Origin of the sequence: Streptomyces sp. NPDC088097, assembly GCF_044741845.1 — a bacterium.
In the GTDB taxonomy this organism is placed as follows: Bacteria; Actinomycetota; Actinomycetes; order Streptomycetales; family Streptomycetaceae; genus Streptomyces.
The window spans coordinates 698627-716179 of sequence record NZ_JBIUTJ010000001.1 but is presented as its reverse complement, the minus strand read 5'-3'; the positions used below and the strand labels follow the sequence as shown (position 1 = coordinate 716179).

Below are 17553 nucleotides of genomic sequence, written 5' to 3'. Positions count from 1 at the left end.
GGACCGCACTCGGGACGCGCCGGGCCGGTCAGTCCGCCGTCCGGGAGGGTCCGCCCAGCCGGCGCCGCAGCAGGTGCGCCGCCCGGCGTACGGCCGGGACCCGCGGGAGGAACGCCAGCCGGGCGGGGAGCCCGCCCGGCAGGCCCAGGGTGGTCAGCCGGCGGCGTCCGAAGTAGCGCCGGGTGCGCGCGTCCAGGTGCCCGGCGAGGTAGGCCTCGGCCCGCGTCCGGTGCTCCGCGAGGATGCGCGGCTGCATGGTGAAGCCCACCGCCGTGACGAGGCCGGGCAGGTCGGCGGGGTCCTCGTGCCGCGTCCCGTCCCGCGCGAGGTCCGGGACCAGGGCGTCCACCAGCGTCAGCGGGATCCGGTTGCTGTTCGGGTACGGGGCCAGGCGGGCCAGTACGGCCTCGGTGCCGGTGCGCGCCACCGGGATCCCGTACAGGGCGCGGGCCGTCATCAGCCCCGTCGAGAAGCAGCCCACCACCAGCGCGGGGCGCAGCCGTGCGTACAGGGTCTCGGCCGGGGCGGGGTCCTCCAGCACCGTGAGGCGCGCCCCGAGCCGCGCCGCCTCCTCCTCGGCCCGCCGCCAGTACGCGGCCGGCGCGCTCGGGTGCGGTTTGAAGACCAGCTCGCGGTGGCCCCGGGCGTGGGCGCCGCGCACCATCGCGGCGTGCAGTTCCTCCTCCTCGGCGGCCGTCGTCAACTCCAGCGCCGCGAGGTACTGGCCCAGGAGGAGGGCGGGGGGCTCGGCGGGCGCGTAGCCGTCGGCGGCCCCGCCGGGCAGGTCGGCCAGTTCGGCCAGCACCTTCACGAGGGCGGGCGCCGGGACCAGCTCCGCGGGCACCCCGAACTCCGTCAGCAGGAGCGGCTCCAGGCCCGGCACGAGGTCCGGGTGCAGGACCCGGCGCACGCGCATCCCGATCTGCGGGTCGAGGCGGAAGCGGGTGGGGCCGTACGACATGAGTCCGTCGGCGTAGACGTCGACGGCGGCGCCGGGGAACAGCCGGCACAGGCTCTGCGCGGGCGGCACCTGGAGGGACTCCACCACCAGCTCGACCCGGTCGCCGCCGAGCCCCCACAGGACGCGCAGTTGCCGCTCCCACAGCGGGACGTCCTCGGGGCGCGGGGCCCATGTTGCGGGGTGCTGAGGGGCGATGACCGCGTTCCAGTCGAGGACCTCGTCGAAGCGGGTGCGCAGGGCGGCGAAGCCCGGCGAGGACTCGATCCCGGGGGTGACCTCGGGGGTGAGGGAGTGGTTGCTGGTCAACAGGATCCGCCGGTCGGCCGCCGGGAGGCAGCCGGCGTCGAGGGCGGCGACGAGGGTGGCGGCGCCGTAGAGGGTGGAGGCCAGGAAGATCTGGGTGACGTTCACGGCGTGGCTCCGGCGGGGGTGCGGCGGCGCAGCCCGCGCAGCAGGGAGGAGCGTGCGGCGTCCATCGAGGCGATGGCCCGGTCGAGGACCGGTTGGGGCATGCGTGCGAGGGCGGCCCCGCTCAGCACGCGGAGCTTTTTCGCCACGGCCGGTTCGAACCTTTCGATGGACCCGATGTGATGCGCGATAATTGCGCAATATGTTCGGACGGCTTTGGGGAGCAGGAGTTCGGATTCCCGGTCGGCGGCCGTGTCCGCCAGCACTTGATCAAATGCTCGAATGAAATCGAGCTGACGCTCGTCCCCGATCTGCGTCAACGAGGTGGAAATGCCGCGCCGATAGAAGATCCCGGGCTCGTCCAGCACCGCGAAGGACTCCGCCTCGCGGTGCAGGCGCCAGATCCACGGCCGGTCCTCGGCCGTCCGCAGCCCGTCCGTGAAGTGCAGGAGCCCCCGGTCCAACAGCCGGCGGTGGTACATCCCGGCCCAGGCGTACGGGTAGTCCACGGCCGTGGCCCGGGTGGCCGGCAGGATCCCGGCGCGCGGATCGGCGACCACGCCGGCCGGCCCGTACGGGACCCGCTGCACGGCCCGCGTCCGGCCTGTGACCTGCACGTGGTCGGTCCGGACGAAATCGCAGCCCAGGGCCTCGGCGGCGGCCAGGGTCCGGGCCAGATGGCCCGGCGCCAGCCAGTCGTCGCCGTCCAGGAAGGCGACGTACTGCCCGCGCGCCGCGTCCAGCCCGGTGTTGCGGGCCGTCGCCAGACCGCCGTTGCGGTCCCGTCTGAGGTGCACCGCCCCGGGCAGCCGCCCGGCCGCGCGCTCCAGCAGCTCGGACGTCCCGTCCGTGGAGAGGTCGTCGACGAGCAGGAACTCGAAATCCTCACGGGAGTTCAGTTCGAGACTCTTCAGGGCATCCGGTGCGTAGGTCCGCACGTTGTAGAACGGCACGACAACAGAGAGCTTGAGCACTCGCGAGAGATTAGGGCGCGGTTCGGCATTCACCGTGGCCCGCGTGCGGATTCCATGTGAACGACGCGGGGCGGGCGCGTTAACCGGTGCGCTTTCGCATTTCGTCGACGGGTTGTTAACCCCCCGTTGTGCGGTAGTTGGGCCGATCACCGGAAATGCGGAATAGCTTCTGCCGGGTGCCAGTGCCACTCAGCAGCAGCCGGGCCGATCAACGCATCGCCGTCCTCGCCGATTCCGACACACGCTGGAAATGGGGCGCCCTCACCGCGCGCCGCCTCGCCGACGGACCCCACCGGATCACCGGACACGTCCTGCGCGGCCGGGCCACCCCCACCGCGCGCCAACTCGCCGAGGTGGGAGCGGGCACGGCCCGGGAGGTGACCTGCGCGGAGTTCCTCGCGGAGATCGCCACCGGTCGGGAGCGCTACGACGTCGTCGTGCTCGCCCTCGTCGGCGGGGCCGTCCAGGCCGTCCTGCACGGGGCCCGCGCCCTGTGGCCCGACCCGGCGGCGCGACCCGTGTTCGTCACCGGGTACGTGGGGGTCGTCTACGAGAAGCTCGCCGACGGGCTGCTGCTCCGCCACGGGGCCGACCTGGTCCTCGCCAACTCCCGCCACGACGCGGAGCGCTTCCGCGCCGTGTACGAGGGCGTGGGCGCGCCGGTCGACGCCGTCATCGAGACCGCCCTGCCGTTCCTGGACGGGGCTGCGTACGCGCCCACCGGCAGCCCGGCCCACCGGGTGGTCTTCGCGGTCCAGCCCTCGGTCCCGGAGGGCCGGGCCGACCGCGCGTACCTCCTGGAACGGGCCGCCGGGCACGCGAGGCAGCACCCCGAGCGCGAGGTGCTGGTGAAGCTGCGCAGCCGCCCCGGGGAGCACACCACGCACCTGGAGGAACACCCCTACCAGCGCCTGGCCGAGCGGCTCCCCGGCGGGCTCCCGCCGAACTGCCGCCTGGCGTACGGGCACATGGGTGAGGTCCTGGACTCCACCGACCTGCTGGTCACGGTGTCCTCGACGGCGGCCCTGGAGTCCCTGCACCGGGGCATCCCGACGGCGGTCCTGACCGACCTGGGGGTCCGCGAGGCCCTGGGCAACCACCACTTCCTCGGCTCGGGCTGCCTCGCCTCCTGGGACCACCTCGACGCGGGGCTGCTGCCGCGGGGGGACCCGAACTGGCTCTCCACCCACGGCGTCGCCCCGGCCGCCGCCCGGTCCGCCGCCCCGGTGGATCCTTACGCCGCCGCGCGGGAGCGGCTCGCGGGGTTGCTCGCGGCGGACCGGCTGCCCCCGCCGGAGCCGTACTACACGCTCGCCACCGCCCCGGGGTACCTCCCCGGGATCCTGGCCCGCCAGCGCCTCGCCCCGGACGGGACCCCGCTGCCCGGGGCCGGCCGGGCGGGCGCGGGCGAATCGGCCCTGCGCCGCCGGCTGCGCGCCCACCTGCGCGAGGCCGCCCGGGGGACCTACCGCCACGGGGTCCAGCGCGTGGCCCCGCTGATCCGCCGCCTGGGGGACCTGTGACCCGCCCCGCCCGCACCTCGGCCCGCACCCCGGCCCCTGCCCGCACCCCGGACCGCGCCTTCGCCCCGGACCCGGACCGCGCCTTCACCCCGGCCATCCCCGTCCCCGCCCGCTCCACGGACCCCGCCCCGCAGGGGCAGCGCCTCCCCGTCCCGCCCGGCAGGGCACGGGTGTTGGCCGTGGTGCCCGCGCGGGGCGGGTCCAAGGGGGTGCCCGGGAAGAACACCTCGCCCGTCGGCGGGGTGTCCCTCGTCGCCCGGGCCGTCGCCGCCTGCCGGGCCGCGCCCACCGTGACCGACGTGGTGGTCTCCACCGACTCCGCCACCGTCGCCGCCGCGGCCCGCGCCGCCGGCGCCGACGTGATCCGGCGGCCCGACGCCCTCTCCGGGGACACCGCCACCAGCGAGGCCGCCGTCCTCCACGCCCTGTCCGCCTTCGAGGAACTGCACTCCCTCACCGTGGACGTGGTGCTGCTGGTGCAGTGCACCAGCCCCTTCCTGACCCCCTCCGACGTGGAGTCCGTCGCCGCCGCCGTCGCGACCGGCGCCGCCGACAGCGCGCTGACCGCGGCCCCCTTCCACGGGTTCCTCTGGCGCACCGCGCCCGACGGCTCCGGGAGCGGGGTCAACCACGAGACCGCGTACCGCCCCCGCCGCCAGGACCGCCCCGCCGAGTACCTGGAGACCGGCGCCGCCTACGCCATGGCCGTCCCCGGCTTCCGCACCGCGCGCCACCGCTTCTTCGGCCGGGTCCTGCCCGTCCCCGCCGACCCCGCGCGGGTGCTGGAGATCGACGACCCACACGACCTCGCACGGGCCCGCGCCCTCGCCCCCCTCCTCGACCCGACCCCCCTCCAGCGAAGGACACCCCCCACCATGACCGCCGCCACCACCCCCAACTCCCGTCTGCGCACCTTCGGCTCGCGCGCCGCCGGCCCCGGCCGCCCGGTCTACGTGGTCGGCGAGATCGGCATCAACCACAACGGTGACCTCGGCACCGCCTTCGCCCTGATCGACGCCGCCGCCGAAGCCGGCTGCGACGCCGTCAAGTTCCAGAAGCGCACCCCGGAGATCTGCACCCCCCGCGACCAGTGGGACGTCGAACGCGACACCCCCTGGGGCCGGATGACGTACATCGACTACCGCCACCGCGTCGAGTTCGGCGAGGCCGACTACCTCGCCATCGACGAGCACTGCGCGAAGCGCGGCATCGACTGGTTCGCCTCCCCGTGGGACACCGAGGCCGTCGCCTTCCTGGAGAAGTTCGACCTCCCCGCCCACAAGGTGGCCTCCGCCTCCCTCACCGACGACGAACTGCTCCTTGCCCTGCGCGCCACCGGCCGCACCGTGGTCCTGTCCACCGGCATGTCCACCCCGAGGCAGATCCGGCACGCCGTCGAGGTGCTCGGCAGCGACAACATCCTTCTCTGCCATGCCACTTCCACCTACCCCGCCAAGGCGGAGGAGCTGAACCTGAGGGTCATCAACACCCTCCAGGAGGAGTACCCGAACGTCCCGATCGGCTACTCCGGCCACGAGACCGGCCTCCAGACCACCCTGGCCGCCGTCGCCCTCGGCGCCACCTTCGTGGAGCGGCACATCACCCTCGACCGCGCCATGTGGGGCTCCGACCAGGCCGCCTCCGTGGAGCCCGGTGGCCTCACCCGCCTCGTCCGCGACATCCGCACCATCGAGACCGCCCTCGGCGACGGCGTCAAGCGCGTCTACGACCCCGAGCTCGGCCCCATGAAGAAGCTCCGCCGCGTCCAGGGCGCCCCCGCCCCGACCCCCGCCCCCGCGGCCCTCTGACCCGGTCCGGCCACCCTCCACGAGCGGAGCCCGTCGTGAACTCTCCCGCCACCGCCCTGGCCCTCGTCGAGAGCCCGGTCCAGCTCCTGAACGTGCTGGAGTGGGCGCACGCGCGCCGCGGCGCCGACGCCGGCCGCGCGGCGCTGCTGTCGGCCGTCCCGCGCCAGCCCGGCCCCCTCGCCGGCCGGACCCGCCCGGAGCCCGCCACCGCCACCGCCGCCCCCGCACCCGGCGGCCTGCGCATCGTCGTCCTGCCGCCCATCGACCCCATGTCCCGGGGCCAGCTGCGCCGGGTTGCCGCCCTGGCCCGAGACGAGGGCCACAGCGTCCAGTGGCAGGAGGCCCGCGGCAGCTCCGGCGCGCCCCTGCGGGCCCTGGCCGCCCTCGGCTCCGACGTGCGCCGGGCGCGCCTGATCGTGGTGGGCGACCCCTTCTCCCGCTTCGTGCAGCTGCTCCTCGCCCCGGCCCGGACCGCCGACCTGGTCGTCGTCGACGACGGCACCGCCACCATGGAGTTCGTCGCCCAGCTCGGACGCGGGGAGCGGCTGCGCCGCTGGCACCGCACCGGCGGCGGGACCGCGACCCGGGCGCGCGAGCTGGCGTACGCCCCCGTGTCGGGCACCGCGCGGCGGCGACTGACCCCGCGCGGCGGGCGCGTCGTGGAGCTGTTCACCTCGATGCCCGTCACCCCGCTGCCCGGGATGGAGCTGCGGCTCAACGACTTCGCCTGGACCCGGTCCCGCTTCGGCCCGCCCCGGCTGACCCGCGGCACCGACCTGGTCGGCACCTCCCTCGTGGAGACCGGCGTGGTCGATCCGGCCCGCTACCGGGAGGCCGTCCGCGCCCTGACCCTGGAGCACGGGGTGACCCGCTACTTCGCGCACCGCCGCGAGTCCCCGGAGAAGCTGCGCGCGCTGAGCGAGGCGACGGGGCTGGAGATCGTACGTCCCGACCTCCCGCTGGAGCTGATCGCCCGGCGGGGACCCATCGGCCGGACGATCGTCAGCTTTCCGTCCACGGTCGTCCACACGCTTCCCTACGCCCTCACCGGCACCGGCGTGACCGTGGCCGTGTGCGAGGTCGACCCGTCCTGGCTCACGGCCGCCGCCTCGCCCCGCGCCCGCGGATTCCTGGCCGGCGTCAGCGAGACCGCCCGTGATGTGCGCAGACTCCCCGCCCGGGCCGCTTCGACGGCCGGATGAGCGCGCGAGTTTACCCCCGGGTGGTGGCGCTCATACCTCCAGAGGTCGGGTTTCCTTCCCCTAACGGCATGAACTTTTCGTGATCTCCGGCCAGTTGACCCATCCGTGCGCCTACCCTTCAACGGGTGAACCAGTTGATGTCCCGCGCGCCCCAGACCGCCCTGCCCGGCAAGCCCGCCCGGCCCGAGCTGCCCGGCAAGCTGCCGGACGACCTGCGTGCCGAACTCATCGCCTTCCGTCGGGACTTGCACATGCATCCCGAGCTAGGGCACCACGAGTTCCGCACCACGGCCGCGATCAAGGCCCGGCTGGAGAAGGCCGGCCTGCGCCCCCGTGTGTTGCAGTCCGGCACCGGCCTGATCTGTGACGTCGGCACCTGGGACGGCGTCCGTCCCATGCTGGCCCTGCGCGCGGACATCGACGCCCTGCCCATTCCGGACGCCAAGACGCACGTCCCCTACCGTTCCACCGTCCCGGACCGCGCCCACGCCTGCGGCCACGACGTGCACACCGCGATCGTCCTCGGCGCGGGCCTGGTGCTGGCCGAACTCGACCGCCAGGGCCTGCTGCCCCGGCCGGTGCGGCTGCTGTTCCAGCCGGCCGAGGAGGTGCTCCCGGGAGGGGCCAGCGAGGCCATCGAATCCGGAGTGCTGGACGGCGTCGGCAAGATCATCGCCGTGCACTGCGACCCGCGGGTGGACGCGGGACGCCTGGGGCTGCGCGCCGGTCCGATCACCTCCGCCTGCGACCGGCTGGAGGTCAGCCTCTCCGGCCCCGGCGGCCACACCGCCCGCCCGCACCTGACCACCGACCTGGTCACGGCCGCCGCCCGGATCGCCGTGGACGTCCCGGCCCTGCTGACCCGCCGGATGGACGCCCGCTCGGGCATGTCCGTCACCTGGGGCCGCATCGAGGCCGGCCACGCCTGCAACGTCATCCCGATGCACGCCGAGCTGTCCGGCACCGTCCGCTGCCTCGACCTCAACGCCTGGTACGAGGCCCCGGACATGATCCACGCGGCCATCGACGAGGTCGCCACCATGCACGGGGCCAAGTTCGAGATCAACCACGTGCGCGGGGTCCCGCCGGTCGTCAACGACCCGGTGGTCACCGAGCTGCTGCGCGAGGCGATGGCGGCCCGCCGGGGCGCCGAGTCGGTCGAGGACACCGAGCAGAGCCTCGGCGGCGAGGACTTCTCCTGGTACCTGGAGCACGTCCCCGGCGCCATGGCCCGGCTCGGCGTCCGCCCGCCCGGCGACACCGCCAAGCGGGACCTGCACCGGGGCGACTTCGACGTCGACGAGTCCGCGATCGGATACGGCGTGGAGTTCTTCACCGCCGCCGCCCTGCTCGACGGCCGGCACCCGGAAACCTCCCGCTAGACCACACGGGCAAAGCCGGGGCAAAGCCGGCCCCGCGCACGCGTTCACCGGGGTAGACCTGTCCAGCCCTTGATACACAAGGGCTGGACCGTCGCGCAGTCACCAACCGGTCACTGTCCGGTTCGCGACGATCCGATAACGACTCCTGAACGGGCGCTTAACTGACATCTACGCGCGTTACGATCGCCGCTAAACCAGCGCCGGTCGTGGCGCTTCGGTCGGTTTTGAAGGAGCCTCCCCTTGCGCCGGATCACCAGGATCGCCACCGTGGGCATCGCGTCCGCGGCGCTGGCCCTCTCGGCCACCGCCTGTGGCGGTAAGAAGTCCTCGGACACCCCCTCCTCCGACGGCTCGTCGGCGTCCGCGCCGGGCGCCGCGATCGCGTACGACATCGGTGGCCGCGGCGACCAGTCGTTCAACGACGCCGCCTACGAGGGCCTGCAGAAGGCCGAGAAGGACCTGAAGGTCACGGGCGCCGAGGCGGAGCCCACCGAAGGCGAGAGCGAGGCCGACAAGGTCCAGCGCCTCACCGAGCTGGCCCGCAAGGGCAACAACCCGGTCATCGGCGTCGGTTTCGCCTACGCGCCGGCCATCAAGAAGGTCGCCGCGAAGTACCCGAAGACCACCTTCGGCATCATCGACGACACCTCGGTCATCGGCCCGAACATCGCCAACCTGGTCTTCAACGAGGAGCAGGGCTCCTACCTGGCCGGCGTCGCCGCCGCCAAGACGTCGAAGACCGGCACGGTCGGCTTCATCGGTGGTGTCGAGGTCCCGCTGATCAAGAAGTTCGAGGCGGGCTTCGCCCAGGGCGTCAAGGACACCAACCCCAACGCCAAGGTGCTCTCGGCCTACCTGACCCAGCCGCCCGACTTCGGTGGCTTCTCCAAGCCCGACCTGGGCAAGGGCGCGGCCAAGGGCCAGCTCGACGGTGGCGCCGACGTGATCTACGCCGCCGCCGGTCTCGCCGGTTCCGGTGCCATCGAGGCCGCGTCCAACGCGGGCAAGTGGTCCATCGGCGTCGACTCCGACCAGTACAACCAGGCCGGTCTGTCGAAGTACAAGGACCACATCCTGACCTCGGTCACCAAGGACGTCTCCGACTCGGTCTTCAACCTGATCAAGTCGGTCAAGGACGGCAAGCCCGAGAACGGCGAGGTCCGTTACGGCCTCGACAAGGACGGCGTCGGCCTGGCCGACTCCAACCCCGAGTACAAGAAGATGGCCGACGTCATCGCCGCGGTGGAGAAGGCCAAGGCCGACATCATCGCCAAGAAGATCACCGTCAAGACCGCGCCGTAAGGCCCCGTCTGACACCTGATCGTGGTCTTCGGGGTCCGGGGGCGGCCAACGCCGCTCCCGGGCCCCGTGCCACGTCGGTGAACACAGTCCGTGGACACGTGGCCCCTATGGTCACGAGTTTTCACTTCTGACAGTGCTACGCGCGTAGAAGCATCGTGGACGCGATACTTTCTCTCCCCGCCCTGTCCCCCCCCCTGCCTTCCGCTCCTTCCGCGCCAAGGAGAGTGCGTCATCAACGCGTCCAGCCCCCCTCTCGCCGTAGAACTGCACGGCATCACCAAGCGTTTCCCCGGCGTCGTCGCCAACAAGGACATCGCCATCTCCGTCCGCAAGGGCACGGTCCACGCCCTCATCGGGGAGAACGGCGCCGGCAAGTCGACGCTGATGAAGATCCTCTACGGCATGCAGAAGCCGGACGAAGGCACCATCGCCGTCGACGGCGAGCAGGTCACCTTCAGCAACCCGGGCGACGCCATCGCCCGCGGTATCGGCATGGTCCACCAGCACTTCATGCTGGCCGACAACCTCACCGTGCTGGAGAACGTCGTCCTGGGCGGCGAGAAGCTCTACGGCATCGGCGCCAAGGCCCGCAAGAAGATCCGCGAGATCTCGGACGCGTACGGCCTCGGCGTGCGTCCCGACGTCCTCGTCGAGGACCTCGGCGTCGCCGACCGCCAGCGCGTGGAGATCCTCAAGGTCCTCTACCGCGGCGCCAAGACGCTCATCCTCGACGAGCCGACCGCCGTGCTCGTGCCGCAGGAAGTGGACGCGCTCTTCGACAACCTGCGCGGGCTCAAGGCGGAGGGCCTCACGGTCATCTTCATCTCGCACAAGCTGGGCGAGGTGTTGAAGGTCGCGGACGACATCACCGTCATCCGTCGCGGCACCACGGTCGGCACCGCCGACCCGAAGACCGCCACCACCAAGCAGCTCGCCGAGCTGATGGTCGGCTCCGAACTGCCCACCCCGGAGACCCGCGAGTCGACGGTCACCACCACGCCCATGCTCCAGGTCGAGGACCTGCGGCTGGCCGCCACCGACCCCGACGGGGTCGTGCGCGAGGTGCTCGCGAACATCGGCTTCACCATCCACAAGGGTGAGGTGCTCGGCATCGCGGGCGTCGAGGGCAACGGTCAGACCGAGCTCATCGAGGCCCTGATGGGCATGAGCATCCCGGACGGCGGCGTCATCCGGCTGGACGGCCGGGACATCTCCACGGTGGCGACGCGCAAGCGCCGCGAGGGCGGCATCGGCTACATCCCCGAGGACCGCCACCGCCACGGCCTGCTGCTGGACTCCCCGCTGTGGGAGAACCGCATCCTCGGCCACGTCACCGAGGCGCCCAACTCCAAGCACGGCATCCTCGACCCGAAGGCCGCCCGCAAGGACACCGAGCGGATCGTGCGCGAGTACGACGTGCGCACCCCCGGCATCGACGTCACGGCGGCCTCCCTGTCCGGCGGCAACCAGCAGAAGCTGATCGTCGGCCGCGAGATGAGCCACGCCCCCAAGTTCCTCATCGCCGCCCACCCCACCCGCGGTGTGGACGTCGGCGCACAGGCGCAGATCTGGGACGCGATCCGCGAGGCCCGCCGCGAGGGTCTGGCCGTGCTGCTGATCTCCGCCGACCTCGACGAGCTGATCGGCCTGTCCGACACCCTGCGCGTCATCTACCGCGGCCGGCTGGTCGCGGACGCCGACCCGGCGACGATCACCCCGGAGGAGCTCGGCACCGCCATGACCGGCGCCGCCACCGGACACCTGGAAGCCCAAGACGACCACTCCGCCGGAGTCGACGGCGACACGACGGAGGACGAGGCCCGATGAAGAAATTCGACAAGGACCGGCTGCTCCTCGGCTTCGCCGGTCCCGCGCTGGCCCTGATCAGCGCCTTCGCACTCACCGTGATCGTGCTGGCGGCCTCGGGCGTCAACCCGATCGAGCCGCTGCGCATCATGATCGACCAGGCCTCGTACGAGGACGTCCAGGTCCTCATCATCAACCAGGCCGGTACGTACTACCTGGCAGCCCTGGCCGTCGCCATCGGCTTCCGGATGAACCTCTTCAACATCGGTGTCGACGGCCAGTACCGGCTCGCCGCGATGGTCAGCGCCGTCGTCGGAGCGGCGGTCACGCTGCCCGGTCCGGTGCACATCCTGCTGATCGTCCTGGTCGCCATGCTGGTCGGCGCCTTCTGGGCCGGCATCGCGGGCGTCCTGAAGGCCAAGCGCGGAGTGAGCGAGGTCGTCTCGACGATCATGCTCAACGCCATCGCCACCTCGCTGATCGCCTGGCTGATCCTGCCGAAGAACCTCGGCGTCCAGCCGGCCGGGTCCAACGACCTGACCACCGGCGACATCCCCGAGTCCGCCTGGTTCCCGGCGTTCAGCATGGGTGACGGCCTGGAGATCTACGGATTCACCTTCGTCGCCTTCGCGCTCGGCATCGTCTACTGGTTCGTCCTCAACCGCACCCGCTTCGGCTTCGACCTGCGCGCCACCGGCGCCAGTGAGTCCGCCGCCCAGGCCTCCGGTGTGGACGCCAAGAAGATGATCATGACCTCGATGTTGCTCTCGGGCGCCGTCGCCGGTCTGGTCAGCATGCCGCTGCTGCTGGGCGAGTCCCACACGTACAACCTCTCCTTCCCGGCGGGCATCGGCTTCACCGGCATCACCATCGCGCTGCTCGGCCGCAACAACCCGATCGGCATCTTCTTCGCCGCCCTCCTGATCGCCTTCATCGACAAGTCGTCCTCCGGTCTCGACCAGAACGGCTACGCCAAGGAAATCGGCACGATCATGCAGGGCCTGATCGTGATCGCGGTCGTGGTCAGCTACGAACTCGTCCGTCGCTACGGCATCCGCCGTCAGCAGCAGAAGGTCGGCGAGGAGCTGGCAGCCGGCCACGCCATCAAGACCGACAAGGAGGTCGCGGCGTGAGCACCAGTACCGTTTCCGCGACGAGCGCCGCGCCCAAGAAGGGCGGCGGCCGCCGCAAGCTCACCCTGCCCTGGATCCTGCTGATCATCGCGGGCGGCCTCGCCCTGCTCTCACTGGTCAGGGTCATCTCCGGCGCCGACGACCTCACCTCGGTCGGCCAGGTCTCCGGAGCCCTCCAGCTCGCCGTGCCGATCGCCATGGCCGGCCTCGGCGGCCTGTGGGCCGAGCGGGCCGGCGTGGTCAACATCGGCCTCGAAGGCATGATGGTCCTGGGTACCTGGTTCGGCGCCTGGGCGGGCTACCAGTGGGGCCCGTGGACCGGTGTCGTGATGGGTCTCGTCGGCGGCGCCCTCGGCGGCCTGCTGCACGCGATCATGACCGTCACGTTCAACGTGAACCACATCGTCTCCGGTGTGGCGGTCAACATCCTCGCCCTCGGCTTCACGCAGTACCTGTCGAACTTCACCTTCGACAAGGCCCCCGGCGGCTCCTCCAAGCAGTCCCCGCGCATCGAACCGATCACCGAGATCACCGTTCCGGGGTTGTCGGACTGGATGGCCACCCTCCAGGGCAAACACTGGTTCCTGGTCTCCGACGTCGCCGGCGTCATCGGCGGCCTGGTCACCGACCTGTCGCTGCTGACCGTCGTCGCCGTCCTGCTGATCCCGGGCACCTGGTGGGTGCTGTGGCGCACCGCCTTCGGCCTGCGCCTGCGGTCCTGCGGCGAGAACCCGACGGCCGCCGAATCGCTCGGCGTCAACGTCTACAAGTACAAGTACATCGCCGTGATCGTCTCCGGCGCGATGGCCGGACTGGGCGGCGCCTTCCTGGCGATCGTCTCCACCGGCATCTACCAGGAGGGCCAGACCGGCGGTCGCGGATACATCGGCCTCGCCGCGATGATCTTCGGCAACTGGATGCCCGGCGGCATGGCCATGGGCGCGGGCCTCTTCGGCTTCACCTACAGCCTCAAGCTGCGCGGCTCGGAGACCGTCCACGCCATGCTGCTGCTGATCGCGATCCTGCTCGTACTGGCCGTCGTGTGGCAGCTGTACAAGAAGAAGTACCTCCAGGCGGCCATCGCCGGCGTCTTCGCCGTGGCCCTGTTCCTCTGGTACGCCTTCACCGACTCGGTGCCCAGCCAGTTCGTCGAGGCCATGCCCTACGTCACGACGCTGCTGGTCCTCGCCCTGTCCGCGCAACGCCTGCGCATGCCCAAGGCGGACGGCATGCCGTACCGCAAGGGCCAGGGCAAGTGACCCCGGCCCCGGCGGTGGACTGGGAAGCCCTGCGCACCGCCGCACGGGACGCGATGACGCGGGCCTACGCCCCGTACTCGGGCTTCCCGGTCGGGGTCGCCGCCCTGGTGGACGACGGTCGCCTCGTGACCGGCTGCAACGTGGAGAACGCCAGCTACGGACTCGGCCTGTGCGCCGAGTGCGGGCTGGTCTCCTCCCTCCAGGCCACCGGCGGCGGCCGGCTCACGCACTTCACGTGCGTGGACGGCAAGGGCGCGATCCTCGTCCCCTGCGGTCGCTGCCGCCAGCTGCTCTACGAGTTCGGCGGCCCCGAACTCCTGGTGGAGACGCCCGACGGGATCCTCCCGCTGAGCGCGATGCTGCCGCAGGCCTTCGGGCCCGACCACCTGAGATAGCCGTGCCGACGGCCCTTCGCCCTGCCGGGCGGAGGGCCGTCCCGCTTCTCCCTCCGCACTTGCACCCCTCCCTCATCTCTATGCGCGTAGAAGGAAGTCACCTCATGGACGTCATCTCCGTCATCCGGACCAAGCGGGACCGCGGCGAGCTCAGCCCCGAGCAGATCGACTGGGTCATCGACGCCTACACCCGCGGCGTCGTCGCCGACGAGCAGATGTCTGCGCTCGCGATGGCGATCCTGCTGAACGGGATGAACCGCACGGAGATCGCCCGCTGGACCGCCGCGATGATCGCCTCCGGTGAGCGGATGAACTTCGACTCCCTCTCCCGCCCGACCGCCGACAAGCACTCCACCGGCGGCGTCGGCGACAAGATCACCCTCCCGCTGGCCCCGCTCGTCGCCGCCTGCGGCGCGGCCGTGCCGCAGCTCTCCGGCCGCGGTCTCGGCCACACCGGCGGCACCCTGGACAAGCTGGAGTCCATCCCCGGCTGGCGCGCCCTGCTCTCCAACGAGGAGATGCTGAACGTCCTCGACACCACCGGCGCCGTGATCTGCGCGGCGGGCGACGGCCTGGCCCCCGCCGACAAGAAGCTCTACGCCCTGCGCGACGTCACCGGCACCGTCGAGGCCATCCCGCTCATCGCCTCCTCGATCATGTCCAAGAAGATCGCCGAGGGCACGGGCTCGCTCGTCCTGGACGTCAAGGTCGGCTCCGGCGCCTTCATGAAGAACATCGAGGACGCCCGCGAACTGGCCTCCACGATGGTGGCCCTGGGCACCGACAGCGGAGTCAAGACCATCGCCCTGCTCACCGACATGTCCACCCCGCTCGGCCTCACCGCCGGCAACGCCCTGGAGATCCGCGAGTCCGTCGAGGTCCTCGCCGGCGGCGGCCCCTCCGACGTGGTCGAGCTGACCCTGGCCCTGGCCCGGGAGATGTTGGACGCGGCGGGCATCAAGGACGCCGACCCGGCCAAGGCCCTGGCCGACGGCTCCGCGATGGACGTGTGGCGCCGGATGATCGCGGCCCAGGGCGGCGACCCGGACGCGGCCCTGCCCGTGGCCCGCGAGCGGCACGTCGTCACCGCCTCCGCCTCGGGCGTCCTGACCCGCCTGGACGCGTACGCGGTGGGCGTCGGCGCCTGGCGCCTGGGCGCGGGCCGCGCGCGCAAGGAGGACCCGGTCCAGGCCGGTGCGGGCATCGAGCTGCACGCCAAGCCGGGCGACACCGTGGTGGCGGGGCAGCCGCTGATGACCCTGCACACGGACACCCCGGAGAAGTTCGCGTACGCCCTCGCCTCCCTGGAGGGCTCCTACGACGTGGCCCCGGCCGGCACGGCCTTCTCCGCCACGCCGATCGTCCTGGACCGCATCGCCTGACCTGCGGCTTCCCATGCGGGTGAACGGGACCGGTGGACCCCCGCCGGTCCCGTTCGGCATGCTGGGATCGGTGACGACCGATTGAGGAGCACACCAATGACCGCACTCACCGTCCAGCACGAGCCGAGCGATGGCAGCTGGGATGAGGTCATCCGTCTCTGGGAGGAGACGGAAGGGCCAGAGGGCTGCAAGGTGGAGATCATCGAGGGGATCGTCACCGTGGCACCACCGCCCGTCAACCATCACCACTACATCGCCGAGTTGGTGCAGGCGAGCCTGTACGCGGCGAAACCCGCACACTGTGGGATCTACCAGACCCTCAATCTCGCTGTCCCGGCCCGCGCCGGCCTCTACATCCCGGACCTCGCGGTCGTGGACCGCGACATCGTGCAGGGCCAGGGAAACTCCGTTCCCGCGGACGCCGCCGAACTTGTCGTCGAGGTCACCTCCAAGTCGAACGCCTCCAACGACCGGGTGGCCAAGCTCAACGGCTATGCGACCGCGGGCGTACCGCTGTACCTGCTCATCGACCCGCACATGTCCGGCAGCCCCACGATCCACCTGTACGGCGAACCGCAGGACGGCACGTACCGCCTGCTGTCGGTGGTCAAGTTCGGCGAGTCGATCCTGCTTCCCGCGCCCTTCGACCTCAAGCTCGACACCTCCCTCTTCCCCCGGCCCTGACGGGAGTCACCGGCGGCCGATGAGTTCCGGCGGGTGCGCCGGTCAGTCCTGTGTGACGATCACCCGACTCGTGCTGCCCGGCCCCAGCCCCACCGTGCAGGACGCCGCCCGACTGTGTGACCGGCTCGCGCTGCTCTACGAGTCCGGCGCCGCCTGCGTCGTGTGCGACGCGGGGGCCGTCACCGCCCCGGGCCTGGGCGCCGTCGAGGCGCTGGCCCGGCTGCGGCTCACCGCCGGCGGCCGACCGTTGCGGATCACCGGGGTCGGCGCGGCGCTACGCGCCCTGCTGCACCTCGTCGGTCTCGTCGAGCTGCTCGGGGAGCCCGAACAGGGGGAACCACCGGTCGGTGTCGAGGAAGGCGTTCAGGCCCACGATCCGCCCCTCTGAGATCTCCAGCACCTGGAGCGCCCACGGCACGTGCCCCGGGGCGCCGTCCTCGCGCGGCCGGTACTGGCCGAAGGCGGGCAGGCCGTTGGCGGTGGTCGGGACCAGCCGGGAGCCCTTGCAGCCGATGCCCTGGTTCAGGTGCCACGCCGCGATGTCGGCGTGACCCCGCAGCCACAGGTCGAACGGCGGCATCGAGAGCACCGCGTCCTCGTGCAGCAGGGCCGTGAGCCGGGTGATGTCGTACGCCTCGAAGGCGGAGAGGTACTGCTCCAGCAGCTTCGCCTGGTCCGCGTCCAGCGGGTCCGCCGGGTCGCTCGCGCGCAGCCCCTGGCCGGCCATCGTCGCCCGCGCCCGCTGGAGGGCGCTGTTCACCGAGGCCACCGAGGTCTCCAGGAGCGTCGCGACCTCGTCCGCCTTCCAGGCCAGCACCTCCCGGAGGATCAGCACGGCCCGCTGCTTGGCCGGCAGGTGCTGGAGCGCGGCGACGAACGCGAGCCGCACGGACTCCTTGGCCAGGGCCATCTCCGCCGGGTCGGCGGTCTGCGGCAGCACCCGCCCGTCCGGCACCGGCTCCAGCCAGGTCACCTCGGGGCGTTCGTTCAGCACGGCGGACGCCTGGTGCTGGGGGGCGCTCAGGTCCATCGGACGGGCCCGCTTGTTCCCCGCGCTCAGCAGGTCCAGGCAGACGTTGGTGGCGATCCGGTACAGCCAGGAGCGCAGTGAGGACCGGCCCTCGAACTTCTCGTACGCCCGCCAGGCCCGGACGTACGTGTCCTGGACGGCGTCCTCCGCGTCGAAGGAGGAACCGAGCATCCGGTAGCAGTAGCCGGTCAGTTCCACGCGGTGACGCTTCATCGCGGTGTCGAGGTCGGGCGTGTCCGGGGCGCCGGGGGCGTCCGGTGACGCGGGTGCGGGTGAAGTCGTCGCGAGGTCACTCATGGTGTCG

The 17553-nt window shown here is 72.0% G+C and carries 15 protein-coding genes and 1 pseudogene; 13 read left to right on the top strand and 3 right to left on the bottom strand.

Features of this window, described 5'->3' with window-relative positions:
* Positions 1-28 precede the first annotated feature (28 nt).
* A complete protein-coding gene (locus ACIOD1_RS03135; protein WP_365622786.1) occupies positions 29-1372 on the bottom strand; it encodes a polysialyltransferase family glycosyltransferase in 1344 nt (447 codons plus the stop codon).
* A complete protein-coding gene (locus ACIOD1_RS03130; protein WP_365622784.1) occupies positions 1369-2343 on the bottom strand; it encodes a glycosyltransferase in 975 nt (324 codons plus the stop codon). Before ACIOD1_RS03130 ends, ACIOD1_RS03135 begins: the two co-directional genes overlap by 4 nt.
* 155 nt (positions 2344-2498) lie before the next feature.
* On the opposite strand from ACIOD1_RS03130, the gene ACIOD1_RS03125 reads away from it, so the two are divergent.
* The 13 genes and pseudogenes from ACIOD1_RS03125 (at position 2499) to ACIOD1_RS03065 (ending at position 16607) form a co-directional block, all read left to right on the top strand.
* On the top strand, positions 2499-3866 hold the full coding sequence (locus tag ACIOD1_RS03125) for a DUF6716 putative glycosyltransferase (protein ID WP_401899828.1): 1368 nt from the start codon (positions 2499-2501) through the stop codon (positions 3864-3866).
* Positions 3863-4417, top strand: a pseudogene (locus tag ACIOD1_RS03120) (cytidylyltransferase domain-containing protein); the annotation flags it as partial. The gene ACIOD1_RS03125 and the pseudogene ACIOD1_RS03120, both read left to right, overlap by 4 nt.
* A gap of 324 nt (positions 4418-4741) precedes the next feature.
* Complete coding sequence (locus ACIOD1_RS03115) at positions 4742-5674, top strand: N-acetylneuraminate synthase family protein (RefSeq protein WP_401900458.1); 933 nt, start codon at positions 4742-4744, stop codon at positions 5672-5674.
* A 35-nt stretch (positions 5675-5709) separates the two neighbouring features.
* Positions 5710-6876: a hypothetical protein gene (locus ACIOD1_RS03110; RefSeq protein WP_401899827.1), complete on the top strand. Its 1167-nt coding sequence runs from the start codon at positions 5710-5712 to the stop codon at positions 6874-6876.
* A gap of 137 nt (positions 6877-7013) precedes the next feature.
* The gene (locus ACIOD1_RS03105; RefSeq protein WP_365622976.1) at positions 7014-8258 is read left to right on the top strand and encodes an amidohydrolase; all 1245 of its coding nucleotides are present in this window, start codon (positions 7014-7016) and stop codon (positions 8256-8258) included.
* Positions 8259-8498: 240 nt separating this feature from the next.
* Positions 8499-9560: a BMP family protein gene (locus tag ACIOD1_RS03100; protein WP_401899826.1), complete on the top strand. Its 1062-nt coding sequence runs from the start codon at positions 8499-8501 to the stop codon at positions 9558-9560.
* 231 nt (positions 9561-9791) lie between these two features.
* Positions 9792-11387, top strand: a complete 1596-nt coding sequence (locus ACIOD1_RS03095; RefSeq protein ID WP_401900455.1) for an ABC transporter ATP-binding protein — start codon at positions 9792-9794, stop codon at positions 11385-11387.
* Positions 11384-12499 (top strand): ABC transporter permease, encoded by a 1116-nt coding sequence (locus ACIOD1_RS03090; protein ID WP_365622779.1) that lies wholly within the window; start codon positions 11384-11386, stop codon positions 12497-12499. Before ACIOD1_RS03095 ends, ACIOD1_RS03090 begins: the two co-directional genes overlap by 4 nt.
* Positions 12496-13758, top strand: a complete 1263-nt coding sequence (locus ACIOD1_RS03085; protein WP_401899825.1) for an ABC transporter permease — start codon at positions 12496-12498, stop codon at positions 13756-13758. Before ACIOD1_RS03090 ends, ACIOD1_RS03085 begins: the two co-directional genes overlap by 4 nt.
* Positions 13755-14153: a cytidine deaminase gene (locus ACIOD1_RS03080; protein ID WP_365622775.1), complete on the top strand. Its 399-nt coding sequence runs from the start codon at positions 13755-13757 to the stop codon at positions 14151-14153. Before ACIOD1_RS03085 ends, ACIOD1_RS03080 begins: the two co-directional genes overlap by 4 nt.
* 104 nt (positions 14154-14257) lie before the next feature.
* Entirely contained in the window at positions 14258-15535 is a 1278-nt protein-coding gene (locus ACIOD1_RS03075; protein ID WP_365622773.1) for a thymidine phosphorylase, read from the top strand.
* A gap of 96 nt (positions 15536-15631) precedes the next feature.
* Positions 15632-16219: a Uma2 family endonuclease gene (locus tag ACIOD1_RS03070; protein ID WP_365622771.1), complete on the top strand. Its 588-nt coding sequence runs from the start codon at positions 15632-15634 to the stop codon at positions 16217-16219.
* A gap of 19 nt (positions 16220-16238) precedes the next feature.
* Entirely contained in the window at positions 16239-16607 is a 369-nt protein-coding gene (locus ACIOD1_RS03065; RefSeq protein WP_401899821.1) for an STAS domain-containing protein, read from the top strand.
* Here ACIOD1_RS03065 and ACIOD1_RS03060 read toward each other — a convergent pair.
* On the bottom strand, positions 16494-17546 hold the full coding sequence (locus tag ACIOD1_RS03060) for a sigma-70 family RNA polymerase sigma factor (RefSeq protein WP_365622767.1): 1053 nt from the start codon (positions 17544-17546) through the stop codon (positions 16494-16496). The genes ACIOD1_RS03065 and ACIOD1_RS03060 overlap by 114 nt on opposite strands.
* Between the last annotated feature and the right edge of the window lie 7 nt (positions 17547-17553).

Excerpts from the sequence above, each read along its gene's own strand:
- ACIOD1_RS03070 (WP_365622771.1), top strand. The coding sequence starts at position 15,632 with ATGACCGCACTCACCGTCCAGCACGAGCCGAGCGATGGCAGCTGGGAT.
- ACIOD1_RS03090 (WP_365622779.1), top strand. The coding sequence starts at position 11,384 with ATGAAGAAATTCGACAAGGACCGGCTGCTCCTCGGCTTCGCCGGTCCC.
- ACIOD1_RS03105 (WP_365622976.1), top strand. The coding sequence starts at position 7,014 with ATGTCCCGCGCGCCCCAGACCGCCCTGCCCGGCAAGCCCGCCCGGCCC.
- ACIOD1_RS03060 (WP_365622767.1), bottom strand. The coding sequence starts at position 17,546 with ATGAGTGACCTCGCGACGACTTCACCCGCACCCGCGTCACCGGACGCC.
- ACIOD1_RS03075 (WP_365622773.1), top strand. The coding sequence starts at position 14,258 with ATGGACGTCATCTCCGTCATCCGGACCAAGCGGGACCGCGGCGAGCTC.
- ACIOD1_RS03125 (WP_401899828.1), top strand. The coding sequence starts at position 2,499 with ATGCGGAATAGCTTCTGCCGGGTGCCAGTGCCACTCAGCAGCAGCCGG.
- ACIOD1_RS03065 (WP_401899821.1), top strand. The coding sequence starts at position 16,239 with ATGAGTTCCGGCGGGTGCGCCGGTCAGTCCTGTGTGACGATCACCCGA.
- ACIOD1_RS03115 (WP_401900458.1), top strand. The coding sequence starts at position 4,742 with ATGACCGCCGCCACCACCCCCAACTCCCGTCTGCGCACCTTCGGCTCG.